Origin of the sequence: Streptococcus equi subsp. zooepidemicus, assembly GCF_015689395.1 — a bacterium.
Classification (GTDB): domain Bacteria; phylum Bacillota; class Bacilli; order Lactobacillales; family Streptococcaceae; genus Streptococcus; species Streptococcus equi.
On record NZ_CP065054.1, the window covers coordinates 669,211 to 686,818 of the forward strand.

Here is a 17,608-nt window from a genome sequence, read left to right on the forward strand (position 1 = left end):
GATGTTATTAGAAATTTCCATTAAGAATTTTGCTATCATAGAGGAAATCTCTTTAAACTTTGAAAACGGTATGACCGTACTGACTGGGGAGACAGGGGCAGGAAAGTCCATTATCATTGATGCGATGAACATGTTGCTGGGTGCACGCGCAAGCACTGAGGTGATTCGACATGGTGCTGATAAGGCAGAGATTGAGGGCTTCTTTTCGGTTGATTCTAATCCCAATTTAGCTGCTGTGCTGGCAGAATCAGGGATTAGCATGGAAGAGGAGTTGATTCTTCGTCGTGATATTTTTGCTAATGGTCGTAGCGTCAGTCGTATCAATGGCCAAATGGTCACTGTCAGCACCCTAAAAAGGCTCGGGCAGTTTTTAGTGGATATTCATGGTCAGCATGATCAGGAGGAATTGATGCGTCCACAGCTGCACCAGCATATTTTGGATAGTTTTGGAGATGAGGCCTTTGACCAGCTCAAGCAGTCCTATCAGCAGATTTTTGATCGCTATAAGGCTTTGCGAAGGCAGGCTCTTGAGAAGCAAAAAAATGAAAAAGAACATCAGGCGCGCCTTGATCTGCTGGCCTTTCAGGTAGGGGAAATTGATGCAGCAGATTTGGTTAGAGGAGAAGATGACCTGCTTAATCAAGAAAGGCAGCGATTGCTCAATCACAAAAAGATTGCTGATACCTTAACCAGTGCCTACCTTTCCTTGGATAATGAGGACTTTTCCAGTCTCTCACAGGTCCGCTCTAGCATGAATGAGTTGCTGTCTATTGAGGACCTTGCCCCAGAGTATCAGCTTATATCAGCTGGTGTGTCAGAGGCTTATTATATTCTTGAGGAGGTCACAAAGCAATTATCTGATACCATCGAACAGCTTGATTTTGATGCAGGCAGATTGCAGGACATTGAGCTGCGTTTAGACAGCATTAATAGTCTGACAAGAAAATATGGCGGTGGTGTGAATGATGTTTTGGACTACTATGCCAATATTACCAAGGAATACCAATTATTAAGCGGAGGTGATCGCTCATCTGATGAGCTGGAAAGGGAATTAAAGGCTCTTGAGAAGCAGCTGGTGCTGACTGCCTCACAGCTAAGTGATCAGCGTCACGCCCTGGCCTTGGAATTAGAAGCCGACATCAAAGCTGAGCTAAGAGAGCTTTATATGGAAAAGGCTGATTTTAAGGTTCACTTTACAAGGTCAAAGTTTAACCGAGAAGGCAATGAAAGCTTAGAATTTTATATCTCAACCAATCCAGGTGAAGGCTTTAAGCCACTGGTTAAGGTTGCTTCAGGTGGTGAGCTTTCCCGCTTGATGCTTGCTATCAAGGCTGCCATTTCTAAAAAAGAGGACAAGACAAGTATTGTCTTTGACGAGGTGGATACAGGTGTCTCAGGACGTGTGGCACAGGCCATTGCTAAAAAAATATATAAAATTGGCCGCTATGGTCAGGTATTAGCGATTTCGCATTTGCCACAGGTGATTGCTATTGCAGATAACCAGTATTTTATTTCCAAGGAAAGCAAGGAGGAGTCGACAGTGTCTAAGGCTAAGCTATTGACACAGGAGGAGCGGATCGAGGAAATCGCAAAGATGATTGCAGGAGCTGATGTCACAGAGGCAGCAAGAAATCAAGCGCGTGAATTGCTAGGTAAGGACTGAGTATCATAGCAAAAGCAGAACAGCAGCTTTAGAGCAAGCTTGCCTGCTGCACTTGTCGCTACAGGTTCAGAATGAGCCACCTGAAAGGCAAGCAAGAAGGCTAGCTCTTATGCGTATGCTATCAGAGGCTAAGTCTTTTTGTCTCTTGCATTGGCGAGTGATTGATAATATTATGATAAATAGAAGGACTAAAAGAATACTGACTGAGGAGGTAAAATGCTGAAAAAAAGAATGGGCCTGGCTTGCCTGCTAGTGCTAACAACCTTTATTTATCAGTGCTGTTCAGTTACTGCTGAGCAGTATTCTGATACTGAGGCTGAGGTGCTGCAGATTAACGAGGAGAAAAGCCAGATCATGGAAAGTCAAGAGGTGCTTGAAGGCCTCATCACGTCGTCTGATCAGCTAAAGAAGAAAGCTTTAAAGCCTAAAGAGGCAGATGCCAACAAGAGCGAGCAAGAGGCTTCGACAGTTTATTTAGCTGAGGACGATCCTGTAACCATTGATAGCTCTGACGAGGAAAGCAATCGAGATATTATAGCGGATTCTGTTCCTGATTTGGTTATTAAAGGTGATCAGGTGGATGTATCTGAGGTTATGGTCTCTGTAAAGGAGGATCCATCGAAAGTTGCTAAGCAAAGAACAAACGCAGCGCAGCGGTATAGTATGGCCAAGCATCAATTGACCCAAAAGTTTGAGGCCTTTAATACTGCAACGAACCAATTGCTGACCATGATTGCTAAAAAATCTGATTTGACTGGTCAATATTATGTGGTTGGGCATTCGTTGGGAGAAATGCTGGCTGCTCAAAATGAAAAAAAGCTTGCTGAGCAATTGGTCATGCAACAAAAGCACAAAAAAGGCTTAGACTCATCAGCCACTATTTTAGACGAATTAGGACGTGTGATTTCTGACATTAGTGGTCATAAAGGTATGCTTCCTTTTAATCGTAAGATCAGCTTTAAGGCACATCAAGTCAGATACGATCTTCCACTAACTGGTGATCGAACAGTGCTACCTGCCCAGCTGGCTGGCTTACTGCTTTTACTAATAGGCCTTATGCTGCCTAAAGTAGCTAACAACAAAAGCTGAGATACGGTCTTGGCTTTTTGTCTTTTAAGAGGGTGAGTTCTTGACAGATAGTTTAGCTAACACCAAGGGCTAGATACCAGCTTTGCTTTATTTTTAAAGGAGTGATAAAATAAAGAGACGATAAATGAGGTTAGAAATGGAACTTAAGATGGGAACTATTAAAATTGTTGCAGATTCATCAATGACGATTGAACCAGAGCTAATCAAATCTCTTGATATTACGGTTGTACCGCTTTCTGTCATGATTGATAGCAAGCTGTATTCTGATAATGAGCTAAAAGAGGAAGGGCAATTTCTACAGTTGATGAGAGCTAGTAAGTCATTGCCAAAAACTAGTCAGCCACCGGTAGGGCTTTTTGCAGATATTTATGAGCGATTGGTCAAGGAGGGGGCGACAGCTATTGTTGCCATTCACCTCTCACCAGCTCTTTCAGGAACAATTGAGGCATCACGTCAGGGAGCTGAAATCGCAGCAGCACCTGTTACGGTATTAGATTCTGGCTTTACTGATCAGGCTTTGAAGTTTCAGGTGGTTGAGGCGGCTAGACTGGCTCAGTCTGGCGCTAGCCTTGAGGAAATCCTTGAGGCAGTAGAGAGTATTAAACGAAAGACAGAGCTTTACATAGGGGTGTCAACGCTTGAGCATTTGGTTAAGGGGGGACGAATCGGTCGTGTGACAGGCTTGCTTAGCTCCTTGCTGAACATTCGTGTGGTCATGGAAATGAAAAATGATACCCTGCAAACACTTGTTAAAGGACGCGGCAATAAAACCTTTACCAAATGGCTGGATAGCTACCTAGCAGAAAACAGTCAGCGACAGATAGCTGAGGTGGCCATTTCCTATGCTGGGCAAAGGGATTTTGCTGATGGCCTGAAGCAGACAATCGCTACTGTCTTTGATGGGCCAATTACTGTTTTGGAGACTGGCTCAATCATTCAAACACATACTGGCGAGGGCGCTTTTGCGGTGATGGTTAGATATGAATAAGCGAGGGTTTTTGGGAGGCCTTATCTTCTTTTTCAGTGTTTTTGCCTTATCATTTGTGATATTAGCTGTCCTTATTCCAAAGTCTGACCCACAGCTGAAGAAAAGTGATTTTCTAAAAAACAAGAAGATAAGCCTTAATTATATTGCTATCGGAGACTCCTTGACAGAGGGAGTGGGTGATCTCACCAACCAAGGAGGCTTTGTGCCCTTATTGTCTGGTGATCTTGGAGACTACTTTAATGCTACCGTTAATACTGAAAATTACGGTGTTTCCGGTAATACCAGCCAGCAAATTTTAACGAGAATGACTGAGAATAAGGAGATCACAGAGCAGCTCAAAAAAGCCAATCTCATGACATTGACGGTTGGTGGCAATGATGTCTTGGCTGTTATTCGCAAGAACTTGGCTAATCTTAAGGTGTCAAACTTTAAAAAGCCAGCAAGACAATACCAAGAGCGCTTACGCAAAATCCTTGACTTGGCCAGAAAGGATAATCAGGACCTGCCGATCTTTGTTTTAGGCATCTACAATCCTTTTTATTTGAATTTTCAGGAGCTAACAGAAATGCAGACGGTCATTAATGACTGGAACAAAAAAACACAAGAGGTTGTTGATGACTATGACCATGTTTACTTTGTTCCAATTAATGATCTATTGTACAAAGGAGTAGATGGTAAAGAGGGCATTGTCCAATCAACAGGAGAGCAGACAACCATTGTGAATGATGCTTTGTTTTCAGGTGATCATTTTCACCCCAATAACACAGGCTACCAAATCATGTCAGACGCAGTAATGGAGACAATAAGAAAGAATGGAAAAGAAATTAAACCTTAATTGGTGGAAATGGGCTTTTTTGCTATTATTGGCTTTTAATACAGCCTTTTTAGCAGTTATTGGCAGTCGTATTATACAAATAAGAGAGCCTAAGTCTGAGCTGATCAATCAAAAAGCAGCAAAGAATATTAAAATAGGGACCTTAACAACCACTAAAGAGCAATTAAATGAGGCAGTCGTTAGCTACCTAAAGGATTTTCAGACGAAAAAAATGACCTATAAGGTGTATGCCACCTCCTCGACCATTCTCTTTGAAGGAACCTATCAGCTCTTAGGATATGAGGTGCCTCTATACATTTATTTTCAGCCTCATCGCTTAACCAATGGTGCGATACAGCTGCAGGTTCTCTCCTTTTCTGTGGGGACCCTTTCTTTGCCGGAAAAGGACGTTTTGCAATACTTGAAATCCAGCTATAAGCTGCCAAAATTCGTTGAAGTCTTACCTAAGCAATCAGCTATTATTATCAATCTACAGCAATTGGAAAATGATGCCAACATCTATTTAAAGGCTCAAAAGATTGATCTTGTCAAGGATGATATTCGGTTTGACATCTATAAGAAATGAGTCTAACTAACGTTTAATACTTGACCTGTGGCTGTTTTTTAGATATGATAATATCTGTTAAAGCGTTAAGCTTACTAATTATTTGGAGGATTGTTAAATGGCTAACAAACAAGATTTAATCGCAAAGGTTGCAGAAGCAACTGAGCTTACAAAGAAAGATTCAGCAGCAGCAGTAGACGCTGTCTTTTCTGCAATCGAAGCTTTTCTTGCTGAAGGTGAAAAGGTACAATTAATTGGTTTTGGTAACTTTGAGGTTCGTGAACGCGCTGCTCGTAAAGGTCGCAACCCACAAACTGGTGAAGAAATTGAAATTGCAGCTTCAAAGGTTCCAGCTTTCAAGGCTGGTAAAGCTCTTAAGGACGCTGTAAAATAATAAATCAAAAAAAGCCCTATCTCATTAAGCTGTTTAGCCTGTGAGATAGGGCTTTTTCCATTAAGGAAGGAGTCTTGTTTCAATAAGTAATCTTGTGTGATCGTCTGAAAGATTAGCGCCAATAATTTCTAATGTGCACTGTCTTGGGAACAAGAGTTCCATTTCATAAGGATAAAATGAGTAGGGCTGTACAAAAGCAGCCTGGCTGCCTTGAGGGACCCGAATTCTTAATTCCACTGAGCGATGTGGCATAGCAGCATTTTTGATGGCTGTAGTACTCATAAAGCCTTGCTTTGTATAACGAGCACCTGGCTTGATCGCTGATAGGATCTGCGGATCAAAGGTCTTATCATGGTAGTAACGAGCGAGGTCCTCTTCAGAAATGCCTAATTCTGTTAAGAATATTTCATAAACATAGCGATAGACGATGATATTCCAAGGGATGGTTAGCTTATGAGTAGCACTATCAAGTAAGGCTACAGACTGCTGCAGCTGGGCATCCAGTTGGCTGGTATCTCCCATCACCTGTTCTAGGGCTAGGTTAATAGGACTAGCAGAGGCGTGTGTATATTGATACATCATCTTTTTTTCTGCTTCTGTAAAGGCTGTTTGAGACCTCCAGCGATTGGTGATAATGTATTTGGTAACATTAGGCTCACTAAATTTATAATAAGGCTTAAAGCTGTTCCCATAGGGCTCAAAAACAACTGTTTGTCCTTCATCATAAGACTGTGCCTTGATGGTTGAAGGCTGAACGACAAGCAACGATAAGAAAAATGTAAACAAGCATAGTGTACGAATAGCTATCCTTTGATAAGATAACTTTGCGTTATGATGTTGATGAGTCATTTAGCTTTTCCTCCTTTACAGTAGTGCCAAGAGTGTCATCACCTAATGATGATGTCTGTTGCTAACAGGATTAGCCTTAGTTGAAATGATTACAAACTTCCTTAATGTAACAAACATAATAAAAATAAATTATTTTTTTATTATATATTAGTTAAGCTCAGATGACAAGCTATTTGATTTTTTTCTGAGATAATGTTACAAGGGATTTCTAACACCAATGACTAACTCAGATGAAGGGCTTTTTCTTGGAGGATTGCCTATAGTTACAATAGTAGGCAAGACTGGCAGTCGCCATGATACCTATTCCAATAACAGCAAAGGTTGCTAGATGAACAGAGGCTGGTATACAGGTCATGATGGTAGTTGCCAGTGGCATTAAGAGAATAGCAGTTGTGACGATTGAGCTAAAGACTCGTCCTAGCAATGCCTCAGGAACCTTTTTTTGAACGATAGAAAAGAAGTGAATGTTAAAGATTGTTAAAAAGCATTCAAACCATAAATTCCCAAGGACAATCACAATGATTGGAAGCTTCAAAAGGGCCATAGGCGTTATTAGAAGTAGCCCTAGGCCACTCAGTCCTAGAGATAGGAGTAAGCTCTGTTGATTATTTTTAAAGAGCTTGTTAGCCATAAATGCTCCTAAGATAGCCCCTAAAGCTCCCATCGAAAGAAGACTAGCATAGCTTGATTGGCTGCGACATGAATTGAATTTGCTCTGTCTGTTTGAAGCTGGCAGCTATGTCCATAAATTCGCTGATTTCCACCTGCATGCTATCTAAAGCTGTTAAAAATTTTGTTACTGACAGATCAGATTCGCCGCGCTCAAAGCGGGACAACTGAGACAAGGAAACGTCTTTACTGGCAAGCTGCTGTAAGGTGATATTTCTGTTTTGTCTAATGCTGCGAAATGTTTTTCCCAATTGATGATTAATCATATCTTTTCCTCCTTTGATTAGTATATCATGTAGGGCCTTTGTGGCCTATTTTTCCCGTATGTGCAAGCCTTGAAGGGCTATTAGCTCTTGCCTGCTGCCAGCACAAAGGCATGAAAACAGTTACGCTTTTTGATAGCCATTTTTATCACCGATATGGTCTTTTTCGCAGAATTTGTAGAGTATCATCAGATTGAAATTAAGGAACTGATGATGTGACACTGTAAAAATATCTTGAAGAATGCATATGGCTGGAAAATGGGTACATGGATGTTCTTTATGCCTGCGTCATGACCTGCTGCTATTAAAGCTTGCTTGAAAGGGAAAAAGAGCTTATAATAATAGTGAGAACATTAAAAATGAAAGTAGAGCTATGCCAATAACTGTCATCCTTGGACTTGCTATCTTTTCGGTGGTTAAGGTCATTATTTTTCTATGCTTTTATAAAGCATTTGAGAAAAAACAATTAAAGAAGCTAGAACAGGATCAAAAAGAAACCAAGCAGGCGATTGACCAAGAGGAGTCAAAAAAAGCCTTTCCCTTTTAGCATAAAGCTAAAAATGAGTCTGAGATGTTTCGTCTCAGACTCATTTTTTAAGGCTTGTATTGTAATTGACCACGAAAATCGTCTAGTGTCTTGTAGCCCTTTTCAGCCATAATGTCTTGTAGCTCTTTAGTGACACGCTTAAAAATAGCTGGCCCTTCCTGGTGCAGTGCTGTTCCAATTTGTACCATAGCTGCGCCGCATAGGATATGCTCAAAGGCATCACGTCCTGTTTTGACGCCACCTGTGCCAATGATCTGAATCGAAGGGTTAAGCCGTTGGTAAAAGGCATGAACATTAGCCAGGGCAGTTGGCTTGATGTAATCACCACCAATACCACCAAAGCCGTTTTTAGGCTTGATGACGACCTGCTCGTCATCAATAACCAGACCATTGCCAATAGAATTGACACAGTTAACAAAGGCTAAGGGGTATTGATTGAAAATGGCTGCGGCTTGGTCAAAATGGACAATATCAAAATAAGGAGGTAGCTTGATGCCTAGAGGCTTGGTGTAATAGGAGAAAATCTTTTTTAGGAGGTGATCTGTGGCTTCAAAGTCATAGGCCAGCTGAGGCTTGCCTGGGACATTTGGGCATGACAGGTTTAATTCCACAAGTCCTTGATAATCAGAGGCCTGGATGGCTGTTAAAATAGCTTCTGTCTCTTCAGCAGACATGCCCACAACAGATAAAAAGTGGTGCTTGCTTGTTTGATCCTTTTGCATTTCGATCACAAGATCCAAATAGTATTGGTAACCATAGTTAGGAAGCCCCATTGAATTGATTGAGCCAAGTGCTGTATCTGCATAGCGAGGCTCAGGGTTGCCCTGTCGAGGGGCTAGAGTGCCTGTTTTCGTCACAAATGATCCAGCCTCAGAGGCCTCAATGGCTAGCAGCTCTTCCTTGGTCATGCAATACACCCCGGCAGCATTCATCAGGCAATTATCAAAGGCAAATGTAGCGATTTTTGTGGCAGTAGAAACCATGTTTTCCTCCATTTTTAGACAAATTTTTTCCATTCTATCACTAGAGCATGAGAATAGCAAGGCATTTTTGCAAAATATTTGCTTGAAGGCCTTCTTTTGTGAGGTTTTAGCTTTTTTCATGATATTAACAAAATGATTTTCAATAAAGAGAGGAATAGACTAGCTTTTTTAGCCTATTTTTTGTAAAATAGGAGTTGTAAAAAGGCAGGAAGCCTTTAAACTTAATAAGGAGATATTAACTAATGGTAAAATTGGTTTTCGCTCGTCATGGTGAGTCAGAATGGAACAAAGCAAACCTTTTCACTGGTTGGGCTGACGTTGATTTGTCCGAAAAGGGAACACAGCAGGCTATTGATGCTGGAAAATTGATCAAGGAAGCTGGCATTGCATTTGACCTTGCCTTTACATCTGTGCTTAAGCGTGCTATCAAGACAACTAATCTTGCACTTGAGTATTCTGATCAGCTTTGGGTGCCTGTTGAAAAATCATGGCGCTTGAACGAGCGTCACTATGGTGGCTTGACTGGTAAAAACAAGGCAGAAGCAGCTGAGCAATTTGGTGATGAGCAGGTTCATATCTGGCGCCGTTCATACGATGTGTTGCCTCCTGATATGGCAAAAGATGATGAGCATTCAGCACATACTGATCGTCGTTACGCTCATCTTGATCATTCTGTTATTCCAGATGCAGAAAACCTGAAGGTAACACTAGAGCGTGCCCTTCCTTTCTGGGAAGATAAGATTGCACCAGCCTTAGTTGATGGTAAAAATGTTTTTGTTGGAGCACATGGTAACTCTATTCGTGCCCTTGTCAAACACATCAAGCAATTATCAGATGACGAGATTATGAATGTGGAGATTCCAAACTTCCCACCACTTGCGTTTGAATTTGATGACAAGCTAAACCTTACTGCTGAGTACTACCTCGGCGGTGAATAATGCTGTGAGGCCAGACTTAGCTCTGGCTTTTTTGTTTTGGTGATAAAAAAGGCGTTTCCACCAGAAATGTGATATGATAGTTAAAAAGTGGTAAAAGAAGGGAATCTTATGAAAGCAAAGGAACGCCGAGAAGCTATTACAGATAGGCTAAGCCAAGCACAAGAAGCCATCTCAGCAACTAGCTTAGCCAAGGCATTGGGAGTTAGTCGTCAGGTGATTGTCGGAGACATTGCCTTACTTAGGGCGCAGCAGCTTGACATTATTTCAACACCAAAGGGATATATCCTGTCAAGTGCTTTGTTTAGTCATCACTATTCTGCTAGAATTGTTTGCCAGCATGGACCTGAGCAGACAAGGCAGGAGTTGGAGTTGATATTAGCACATGATGGCATTGTGACCAATGTGGAGGTAGAGCACCCTATTTATGGCATGCTGACAGCACCGCTTAACATTAAAAGCTCAGCTGATATTAATAACTTTATTGAAAAGCTCGGAGCCTCTAGGGCAGAATTATTGTCGTCTTTGACAGAGGGTCTGCACACTCACCTTTTGTCCTGCCCTGATCAGGAGGCATTTGAAGAGATCAAGAGAGATCTAGCAGCTGCAGGCATTCTCTATGGTGAACAATAATCTGATAGCAGCTGGCTTCACAGGGATTTAGTCTTGGCTTGATAGCCAATGTCCCTCTTTTGTCGTAGGTGATAGGGACCGCAGGACAGCTCCTAGATGCTGAGGCCAAAGCCTTGTGGCTGGGCCTCAAATGAGGTTAAAAGGAAGGAGGCTGCTGCGGTTATGGTGAAAGGGCTAGATTTCCCCTTACTTTTTTGCTAGGATAATCTTTTATGCTGTTAGGCCGCAGGGCTTGGTGCTGTAATAGCTGAGATGTGTCTGTCTTTTATCTTAGCTTTTGGTGCTTGAGGAGGGCTGGTATTGAGCTTATGCAGTGGTTGGTTTTGATTTACTAGGTGTCTTGACATCTGTCATATTTTTGGTTATACTAGCGACTAGTAAAAGGAGATATTATGACCAAAAAACCAACACAACTGATTGCCTACTCTTCTATTTTGGTGGCCTTTGCCATCTTGATTCCGATGATAATGCCCGTTAAGCTTATTATTGGACCGGCTTCCTTTACCCTAGCCAGCCATCTGCCCTTGTTTTTAGCCATCTTTATATCCATTCCAGTAGCGATCCTTGTAGGGATAGGAACGGGTCTGGGCTTTTTGCTAGCAGGCTTTCCCATGATCATTGTCTTGAGGGCTTTTTCCCACGTGATTTTTGCAGCCATCGCGGCTTTTATGCTCAAAAGGCAGCCTAAATGGTTGGAAACACCGTTAAGGACCTTTGTTTTTGGGATTATCGCAAATGTGATTCATGGCCTAGCAGAGTTTTTAGTGGTTTATCTGATGACAGCAACAGCAGCAACTGGCCTTTCTTATTTTTGGTCAATGCTAATGCTTGTTGGCTTTGGGTCTTTGCTGCATGGTATGGTGGATTTTTATCTAGCCTTATTTATCTGGCGCTTCTTAAGGCAGAAGGGTCATCTATCAGTGACAAGCTAGGATTTCTGTGGGTATTTATGTTTTAGTAGCCAAGGCTGTTACAAGCTGAGGCTCTTTTTTCTCACGACAAACGCATGAAGAAAATTTAGTTTTCAGAAAACAATTTCATACCAAAGCATCAAATCCTTCGCTATACTAATAGTGGAGGGTTTTATGATGGACAACATTATCAAATTTTTAATTACCGTAAGAGATGACCGAGAACCTTGGAAAGTAAAACATGTGTTATCAGATATCGTCCTTCTTATTTTCTTTGCGCGCTTATCTGGAGCGGAATACTGGGATGAAATAGAGGCATTTGGTCAGGCTTATGAAGCTACTCTAAAAACGGTTCTTCAGTTGGAAAATGGGATTCCCTCCCATGATACCCTTCAGAGAGTTTTTGCGACTTTGGATCCCCAAGTATTGGTAGAAGTCACCCAAATGTGGTCAGACATTCTAGAAGAATCAGACTTATCCTCTAGGAATCTTTTTAGCTTTTCGAAACGGCTAGTCGCTATTGATGGGAAAACGATTCGAGGCAATGGCAGCACTAAGCAGAAAGCCTTACATATTGTGACCGCTTATGCGACGGATTTAGGGATTTCCTATGGTCAAGTAGCGACTAATGAGAAGAGTAATGAAATCACTGCGATTCCAGAGTTATTGGATATGATTTCAGTCAAAGATTGTATGGTGAGCATTGATGCGATGGGAACTCAAAAGGCCATTGCGGATAAGATTATCAAGAAGAAAGCTGATTATTGCTTAGCTGTTAAAGAGAATCAGAAGACCCTGTTAGAGAATATTGTGCCATTTTTTGAGATGAGTCAAGATGCGGATGATCATTATCACACCGTTGAAAAAGCGCATGGTCAAATAGAGACGAGAGCATATGAAGTGATTCATGATGTCAGTTGGCTGAGGAAGACCCATCCTGAATTTGGTCATATTCAAAGTATTGGACGAGCTCGTATTCATCTTGATAAGAATGGTCAAGAAAGCGAAGAGTCCCGCTACTTTATATTGAGTTGTCAGGTTAGTGCTAGAGAATTTGGGGACTATGTCCGAGGGCATTGGCAAATAGAGAGCATGCACTGGTTGCTAGATGTTGTTTTTAGAGAAGATGCCAATAAGACCTTGAATAAGCAGTTAGCTTTTAATCTGAACGTGATGGATAAATTTTGCTTAGCCGTGCTTAAGCGCTTGGATTTTGGTAAGAAAATGAGCATGAGGCGCAAGAAATATGCCCTAAGTCTGTCCTTTGACAAGTATTTGAAGAAAATAACCTAGTTCAAAAAAGGGCAAATGGGGAAAAAGGGGGAAATAACCTCTCATGCGTTTGGCGTGCTTTTTTCTGAAAGTGCTTGCATTTTTTTGAAAAATTGCTATACTAAAGAGTGCATTTGTGAATATACTAACAAAAGGAGATGTCATGAAAACACCAGAACAGATATTAGCCGCGACGATTACGATTGGTGAGCATAAGGTTGCAAAGCCTTTTTTGGCTAAGGCTATTTTAGGCTTTATTGGCGGTGCGATGATTAGTTTGGGCTACTTATTGTATGTTAGGATTGCAGCTAGTGGGCTGGAGACCTTTGGTGCTTTTTCTAGTATTTTGGGTGCTTGTGCCTTTCCGATTGGGCTGATTATTATTTTGATGGCTGGTGGTGAATTGATCACAGGCAACATGATGGCGGTGTCGGCAGCCTTTTTTGCAAAAAAGATTAAGGCCAAGGACTTGATGGCCAATTGGCTGGTGATTACTCTTTTTAATATTTTGGGAGCCTTGTTCGTTGCCTTTGTTTTTGGTCATTTTCTGGGTCTGACAGCTAGTGGCAGCTTTAAAGAAGAGGTCATTGAGGTAGCCCATGCCAAGCTTGCTGCAACTCCCCTACAGGCTATTGTTTCAGGAATTGGCTGTAACTGGTTTGTTGGCCTGGCGCTTTGGCTGTGCTATGGCGCTAGTGATGCGACAGGTAAGCTCCTTGGAACCTGGTTTCCTGTGATGACCTTTGTTGCCCTTGGCTTTCAGCATAGTGTGGCCAATGCCTTTGTTATTCCGGCGGCTATTTTTGAGGGTGGCGCCAGCTGGATGGATTTTGTGACCAACTTTGCGCTTGTTTATGTGGGCAATGTTCTGGGCGGTGCTATTTTTGTTAGTCTCTTTTATTACAAGGCTTATGATCACTCTAAGGAAGCCTGATTAGTGCTGTTATATTTTTAGACTGGGAGACCTTATTCTCAGTCTTATTTTTATATTTTGTGATAAAATAGGAAACGACGTTTAAAAAGGAGGAGTTGATAAGCATCTAATATGGCATCATGGATAAAAAAGAAAAAAGCAAGCATTCCTAGGCGAATTCATCTCCTTTTTTTGGTGATTGTTTTTTTGTTTGTTGCCCTGATTTTGAGATTGGCACAAATGCAGATTTACGAGAAGGATTTTTATCAGGCAAAGCTGACAGCATCAACCGTTTACAAAGTAAAAAGCTCTATGCCAAGGGGAAACATTTTTGACCGTAATGGGAAAGTTCTAGTTTCTAATCGTATCAAGGACGTGGTGACCTATACGAGAAGCCCTAAGGCTAGCGCTAAGGACATCAAGGTTCTGGCCCATCAGCTAGCTGCTTATATTAGCTATCCTGAGGCTAAAGTGACAGCTAGGGCCAAAAAGGATTATTATTTGGCAGATCCAGAGGCTTATGCTAAGACGGTTCAGGCCCTACCCAAAAAGGATAAGGTGGATCGCTTTGGCAATAAATTAGTCGAAGCACAGATATATCAAAATGCAGCAGCCTCTCTTAAGGAAACAGACTTGACCTATTCAGACCAAGAGCTAAGGGTCATTGCTATTTTTAACCAAATGAATGCAGCAGCTGTATTTAGCACTGTAAAGCTCAAAACATCAGCCTTGTCTGAGCAGGATATTGCCATCATTATGGCCAATAAGTCAAAATTACCAGGAATTTCAGTTGGGACAGACTGGGAGCGTCAGGTGGAGGAGACAAGCCTTGCTGCTATCATTGGAAGGGTCTCTAGTGAGGAAGCCGGTCTTCCAAAGGAAGAAGCCAAGGCCTATCTCAAAAAGGGCTATTCGCTTAATGATCGTGTCGGAACCTCTTATCTGGAAAAGCAATATGAGGAGGTCCTTCAAGGAAAGCATGAAACCAGAGAAATCAAAACGAGCAGATCTGGTGAGGTTATTTCAGATAAAATAGTCGAAAAGGGTCAGGTGGGGCGGAACCTAAAGCTGACCATTCCACTTGATTTTCAACAGGGTGTTGAGCAGATCCTAAATCAGCACTTGCAGACAGAGCTCAAAAATGGTCAGGCTGCTTACTCAGAAGGGATCTACGCTGTGGCACTTAACCCTAATACGGGAGCTATTTTAGCGATGGCAGGTCTATCACACAACCTAGAAACTGGCTCGCTTCAAAAGGACGCTTTAGGGACCATTACTGATGTATTTACCCCTGGGTCTGTTGTCAAGGGGGCGACCTTGGCTGCTGGCTGGCAGGCTGGAGTGATTCAAGGGAATCAGGTTTTGATTGATCAGCCGATTCAATTTGGTGGCTCCCAGCCGATTAATTCTTGGTTTACCAGCGGTCAGCACCCTATTACTGCTAGTCAGGCGCTGGAATATTCATCAAATACTTACATGGTTCAGGTTGCCTTGAGAATGATGGGGCAGGATTACGTGACTGGTATGACCTTGGCCAATACTGGTATGAAGGAAACCATGAAAAAATTGCGGGCAGCCTATGCTGAATTTGGTATGGGAGTGGCAACTGGCGTTGATTTGCCTGGCGAATCCAGTGGCTACCTCACAGATCAGTATAATACTGCAAATGTTTTGACAGAGGCCTTTGGTCAGTTTGATAACTATACAACCATGCAATTGGCCCAATATGTCTCAACTATTGCTAATGGCGGCAGTCGCCTTGCGCCTCACATTGTAGAAGGCATTTATCAGGATAATGACCAGTCAGGACCAGGTAAGCTAAGTAAGGCTATTGAGACTACCTTGTTAAACAAGGTGCACTTAGCTGCTGATAGTTTAGCGATTATTCAGGACGGTTTTTATCAGGTGGTCAATAGCGGTAGTGGCTATGCTACAGGTAGGGCTCTTGCAGGAGGTCCTGTTACCATTAGTGCTAAAACCGGTACCGCAGAAACCTATGCTAAGGATAAAAATGGTCAGGCTTTATCTACCTTTAACTTGAATGTTGTTGCCTATGGTCCGAGTGCTAGTCCTCAAATTGCTGTTGCTGTCATGTATCCTCATGCGACAGACTCTCTAGCCAAGGCACATCAATACGTGGCTAAGGATATCATTAATTTGTACATGAAGATGTATAAAAACCAATAAAGGAGAAACGAGTGCTTTACCCTATACCAATCGCAAAATTAATTGAAAGCTATTCTAAATTACCAGGGATTGGTGTTAAAACAGCGACAAGATTGGCTTTTTACACCATTGGAATGTCTGATGAGGATGTGAATGATTTTGCCAAAAATTTATTAGCAGCTAAGCGAGAATTAACCTATTGCTCTATCTGTGGCAATTTGACAGATGATGATCCCTGCCATATTTGCACAGATAGCAGTCGGGATAAAGAGATCATTTTAGTTGTTGAGGATTCCAAGGACGTTTCTGCTATGGAAAAAATTCAAGAATATCATGGCTATTACCATGTGCTGCATGGCTTGATTTCTCCCATGAATGGGGTTGGTCCAGATGACATCAATCTAAAGAGCCTAATCACGCGTTTGATGGCTGGAGAGGCAACAGAGGTCATTGTTGCAACGAATGCCACAGCAGATGGAGAGGCGACTGCGATGTACATTTCACGTCTCCTAAAGCCTGCTGGTATCAAGGTAACGAGATTGGCTAGAGGCTTGGCAGTAGGATCAGACATTGAATATGCTGATGAAGTGACCCTGCTGCGAGCGATTGAAAATCGAACAGAATTATAGCTCAGCCCATTTTCAGCTCTCTGTCATTAGCCCTTATGCCATGTGATAAGGCCATAAAGGAAGGCAGATTTTGTCAGAGTCTTTTGAAAAGCCAGCTCGTTTTTGTTATAATAAGTGATAGTCTAATTCAGATAGGGAAGGTTATCAATGTCTAAACAAACCTTAATTTTATTATACGGAGGGCGTTCGGCAGAGCGTGAAGTATCAGTGCTTTCAGCTGAGAGCGTGATGAGAGCAGTTGATTACACCAAGTTTTTTGTTAAAACTTATTTTATCAGCCAGACAGGTCAGTTTATCAAGACACAGGAATTCTCTAGTCGGCCGACCTTAACAGAAAGGCTGATGACCAACGACACTATTAGGCTAGAGCAGCAGATAAGGCCTAGTGATATCTACGAGGAGGGGGCTGTTGTTTTTCCAGTCTTGCATGGCCCTATGGGAGAGGACGGCTCTATTCAAGGCTTTTTAGAGGTGTTAAAAATGCCTTATGTGGGGACTAATATCCTCTCATCAAGTGTTGCTATGGATAAGATTACCACCAAAAGAGTTCTAGAGTCAGCTGGTATCCCACAGGTTGCTTATACCGTTTATATTGAGGGACAGGATTTAGATAGGTGTCTGGCAGAGACTGAGGCTGCGTTGAGCTACCCTATTTTTGTTAAGCCGGCCAATATGGGCTCATCTGTTGGTATTTCTAAGGCAGAATCAGAAGAGGAGCTGCGTGCAGCTATTCTGTTGGCCTTGACGTATGACAGTCGTATCCTGATTGAGCAAGGGGTTTTGGCAAGAGAAATTGAGGTTGGACTGCTTGGTAATACCGAAGTCAAATCAACCCTTCCAGGAGAGGTAGTCAAGAATGTTGACTTTTATGATTATCAGGCCAAATACATTGATAATGAGATCACAATGGCTATTCCGGCGGCTATTGACGAATCAGCTATGACAAGCATGCGTACCTACGCAGAAACAGCCTTTAAGGCTATTGGGGCTTGTGGCCTGTCGCGTTGTGATTTCTTTCTTGGTCAGGACGGTCAGATCTACCTCAATGAATTAAATACCATGCCTGGCTTTACGCAGTGGTCCATGTATCCCTTGCTCTGGGAGCATATGGGACTGAACTATGCTGAGCTTATTGAGGAGCTAGTCAGATTAGCACAGGAAATGTTTGAAAAGCGTGAAGGGCATTTAATATAAGAGACAAAGGACGGAAGGAGATATAGCAATCCTCTGTCCTTTCGTTTGGCCTGATTGGTAGCCTTTTTTGGTCAAAAGCCTTTAAAGCCCTATTGTTTATTATTGGTTGTGCTAGCTTGAGCCTGTCTATG

18 protein-coding genes and 1 pseudogene are annotated in these 17,608 nt (G+C 42.2%); 15 read left to right on the forward strand and 4 right to left on the reverse strand.

The window, feature by feature from the left end; all coding sequences use genetic code 11:
* Position 1: 1 nt before the first annotated feature.
* The 6 genes from recN to I2432_RS03275 all read left to right on the forward strand — a co-directional run bounded on the left by recN (position 2) and on the right by I2432_RS03275 (position 5,513).
* Positions 2–1,663 carry a DNA repair protein RecN gene (gene recN / locus I2432_RS03250; RefSeq protein ID WP_206156349.1) on the forward strand — a complete coding sequence of 554 codons (1,662 nt, stop codon included), beginning with the start codon at positions 2–4 and terminating at the stop codon, positions 1,661–1,663.
* Positions 1,664–1,879: 216 nt separating this feature from the next.
* Complete coding sequence (locus tag I2432_RS03255; protein WP_111710439.1) at positions 1,880–2,752, forward strand: cell surface protein; 873 nt, start codon at positions 1,880–1,882, stop codon at positions 2,750–2,752.
* A 148-nt stretch (positions 2,753–2,900) separates the two neighbouring features.
* Positions 2,901–3,740, forward strand: a complete 840-nt coding sequence (locus tag I2432_RS03260; protein ID WP_037584068.1) for a DegV family protein — start codon at positions 2,901–2,903, stop codon at positions 3,738–3,740.
* Complete coding sequence (locus I2432_RS03265) at positions 3,733–4,575, forward strand: SGNH/GDSL hydrolase family protein (protein ID WP_021320515.1); 843 nt, start codon at positions 3,733–3,735, stop codon at positions 4,573–4,575. Before I2432_RS03260 ends, I2432_RS03265 begins: the two co-directional genes overlap by 8 nt.
* The gene (locus tag I2432_RS03270) at positions 4,553–5,140 is read left to right on the forward strand and encodes a YpmS family protein (RefSeq protein WP_012515269.1); all 588 of its coding nucleotides are present in this window, start codon (positions 4,553–4,555) and stop codon (positions 5,138–5,140) included. Before I2432_RS03265 ends, I2432_RS03270 begins: the two co-directional genes overlap by 23 nt.
* Before the next feature lie 97 nt (positions 5,141–5,237).
* Positions 5,238–5,513 carry an HU family DNA-binding protein gene (locus tag I2432_RS03275; protein ID WP_012515270.1) on the forward strand — a complete coding sequence of 92 codons (276 nt, stop codon included), beginning with the start codon at positions 5,238–5,240 and terminating at the stop codon, positions 5,511–5,513.
* Positions 5,514–5,573: 60 nt separating this feature from the next.
* Here the strand turns inward: I2432_RS03275 and I2432_RS03280 are convergent, their stop codons facing one another.
* The 3 genes and pseudogenes from I2432_RS03280 to I2432_RS03290 form a co-directional block, all read right to left on the reverse strand.
* Positions 5,574–6,362: an ADP-ribosyltransferase gene (locus tag I2432_RS03280; RefSeq protein WP_228269162.1), complete on the reverse strand. Its 789-nt coding sequence runs from the start codon at positions 6,360–6,362 to the stop codon at positions 5,574–5,576.
* Positions 6,363–6,588: 226 nt separating this feature from the next.
* Positions 6,589–7,056, reverse strand: a pseudogene (locus tag I2432_RS03285) (MFS transporter); the annotation flags it as partial.
* Positions 7,037–7,297 (reverse strand): helix-turn-helix domain-containing protein, encoded by a 261-nt coding sequence (locus I2432_RS03290; protein ID WP_247874349.1) that lies wholly within the window; start codon positions 7,295–7,297, stop codon positions 7,037–7,039. The gene I2432_RS03290 and the pseudogene I2432_RS03285, both read right to left, overlap by 20 nt.
* A gap of 370 nt (positions 7,298–7,667) precedes the next feature.
* Here I2432_RS03290 and I2432_RS03295 point away from each other — a divergent pair, with 370 nt between their 5' ends.
* Positions 7,668–7,841 (forward strand): hypothetical protein, encoded by a 174-nt coding sequence (locus tag I2432_RS03295; protein ID WP_012515275.1) that lies wholly within the window; start codon positions 7,668–7,670, stop codon positions 7,839–7,841.
* 47 nt (positions 7,842–7,888) lie between these two features.
* On the opposite strand, the gene I2432_RS03300 is transcribed toward I2432_RS03295, so the two are convergent.
* The gene (locus I2432_RS03300) at positions 7,889–8,824 is read right to left on the reverse strand and encodes a dihydroorotate oxidase (protein ID WP_206156348.1); all 936 of its coding nucleotides are present in this window, start codon (positions 8,822–8,824) and stop codon (positions 7,889–7,891) included.
* 242 nt (positions 8,825–9,066) lie between these two features.
* Between I2432_RS03300 and I2432_RS03305 the strand changes: the two genes are divergently transcribed.
* From I2432_RS03305 to I2432_RS03340, 8 genes are all read left to right on the forward strand, one after another.
* Positions 9,067–9,762 carry a phosphoglycerate mutase gene (locus tag I2432_RS03305; protein ID WP_206158982.1) on the forward strand — a complete coding sequence of 232 codons (696 nt, stop codon included), beginning with the start codon at positions 9,067–9,069 and terminating at the stop codon, positions 9,760–9,762.
* 108 nt (positions 9,763–9,870) lie between these two features.
* Entirely contained in the window at positions 9,871–10,392 is a 522-nt protein-coding gene (locus I2432_RS03310) for a transcription repressor NadR (protein WP_041785362.1), read from the forward strand.
* A 392-nt stretch (positions 10,393–10,784) separates the two neighbouring features.
* Positions 10,785–11,324, forward strand: a complete 540-nt coding sequence (locus I2432_RS03315) for a hypothetical protein (protein ID WP_014622531.1) — start codon at positions 10,785–10,787, stop codon at positions 11,322–11,324.
* A gap of 153 nt (positions 11,325–11,477) precedes the next feature.
* Complete coding sequence (locus I2432_RS03320) at positions 11,478–12,596, forward strand: ISAs1 family transposase (RefSeq protein ID WP_115266811.1); 1,119 nt, start codon at positions 11,478–11,480, stop codon at positions 12,594–12,596.
* Between the two features lie 142 nt (positions 12,597–12,738).
* Positions 12,739–13,509, forward strand: coding sequence for a formate/nitrite transporter family protein (locus tag I2432_RS03325; RefSeq protein ID WP_012678274.1), 771 nt, complete (start codon positions 12,739–12,741; stop codon positions 13,507–13,509).
* 111 nt (positions 13,510–13,620) lie between these two features.
* Positions 13,621–15,675 carry a penicillin-binding protein PBP2B gene (gene pbp2b / locus I2432_RS03330; protein WP_206156347.1) on the forward strand — a complete coding sequence of 685 codons (2,055 nt, stop codon included), beginning with the start codon at positions 13,621–13,623 and terminating at the stop codon, positions 15,673–15,675.
* 11 nt (positions 15,676–15,686) lie between these two features.
* Positions 15,687–16,283: a recombination mediator RecR gene (recR, locus tag I2432_RS03335; protein WP_012679200.1), complete on the forward strand. Its 597-nt coding sequence runs from the start codon at positions 15,687–15,689 to the stop codon at positions 16,281–16,283.
* Between the two features lie 147 nt (positions 16,284–16,430).
* A complete protein-coding gene (locus I2432_RS03340; protein WP_206156346.1) occupies positions 16,431–17,477 on the forward strand; it encodes a D-alanine--D-alanine ligase in 1,047 nt (348 codons plus the stop codon).
* Positions 17,478–17,608 lie beyond the last annotated feature (131 nt).

What these genes read in the sequence shown, in the direction of transcription:
- recN (WP_206156349.1), top strand. Translation starts at nt 2, where the DNA reads ATGTTATTAGAAATTTCCATTAAGAATTTTGCTATCATAGAGGAAATC.
- I2432_RS03255 (WP_111710439.1), top strand. Translation starts at nt 1,880, where the DNA reads ATGCTGAAAAAAAGAATGGGCCTGGCTTGCCTGCTAGTGCTAACAACC.
- I2432_RS03260 (WP_037584068.1), top strand. Translation starts at nt 2,901, where the DNA reads ATGGGAACTATTAAAATTGTTGCAGATTCATCAATGACGATTGAACCA.
- I2432_RS03265 (WP_021320515.1), top strand. Translation starts at nt 3,733, where the DNA reads ATGAATAAGCGAGGGTTTTTGGGAGGCCTTATCTTCTTTTTCAGTGTT.
- I2432_RS03270 (WP_012515269.1), top strand. Translation starts at nt 4,553, where the DNA reads ATGGAAAAGAAATTAAACCTTAATTGGTGGAAATGGGCTTTTTTGCTA.
- I2432_RS03275 (WP_012515270.1), top strand. Translation starts at nt 5,238, where the DNA reads ATGGCTAACAAACAAGATTTAATCGCAAAGGTTGCAGAAGCAACTGAG.
- I2432_RS03280 (WP_228269162.1), bottom strand. Translation starts at nt 6,362, where the DNA reads ATGACTCATCAACATCATAACGCAAAGTTATCTTATCAAAGGATAGCT.
- I2432_RS03290 (WP_247874349.1), bottom strand. Translation starts at nt 7,297, where the DNA reads ATGATTAATCATCAATTGGGAAAAACATTTCGCAGCATTAGACAAAAC.
- I2432_RS03295 (WP_012515275.1), top strand. Translation starts at nt 7,668, where the DNA reads ATGCCAATAACTGTCATCCTTGGACTTGCTATCTTTTCGGTGGTTAAG.
- I2432_RS03300 (WP_206156348.1), bottom strand. Translation starts at nt 8,824, where the DNA reads ATGGTTTCTACTGCCACAAAAATCGCTACATTTGCCTTTGATAATTGC.
- I2432_RS03305 (WP_206158982.1), top strand. Translation starts at nt 9,067, where the DNA reads ATGGTAAAATTGGTTTTCGCTCGTCATGGTGAGTCAGAATGGAACAAA.
- I2432_RS03310 (WP_041785362.1), top strand. Translation starts at nt 9,871, where the DNA reads ATGAAAGCAAAGGAACGCCGAGAAGCTATTACAGATAGGCTAAGCCAA.
- I2432_RS03315 (WP_014622531.1), top strand. Translation starts at nt 10,785, where the DNA reads ATGACCAAAAAACCAACACAACTGATTGCCTACTCTTCTATTTTGGTG.
- I2432_RS03320 (WP_115266811.1), top strand. Translation starts at nt 11,478, where the DNA reads ATGATGGACAACATTATCAAATTTTTAATTACCGTAAGAGATGACCGA.
- I2432_RS03325 (WP_012678274.1), top strand. Translation starts at nt 12,739, where the DNA reads ATGAAAACACCAGAACAGATATTAGCCGCGACGATTACGATTGGTGAG.
- pbp2b (WP_206156347.1), top strand. Translation starts at nt 13,621, where the DNA reads ATGGCATCATGGATAAAAAAGAAAAAAGCAAGCATTCCTAGGCGAATT.
- I2432_RS03340 (WP_206156346.1), top strand. Translation starts at nt 16,431, where the DNA reads ATGTCTAAACAAACCTTAATTTTATTATACGGAGGGCGTTCGGCAGAG.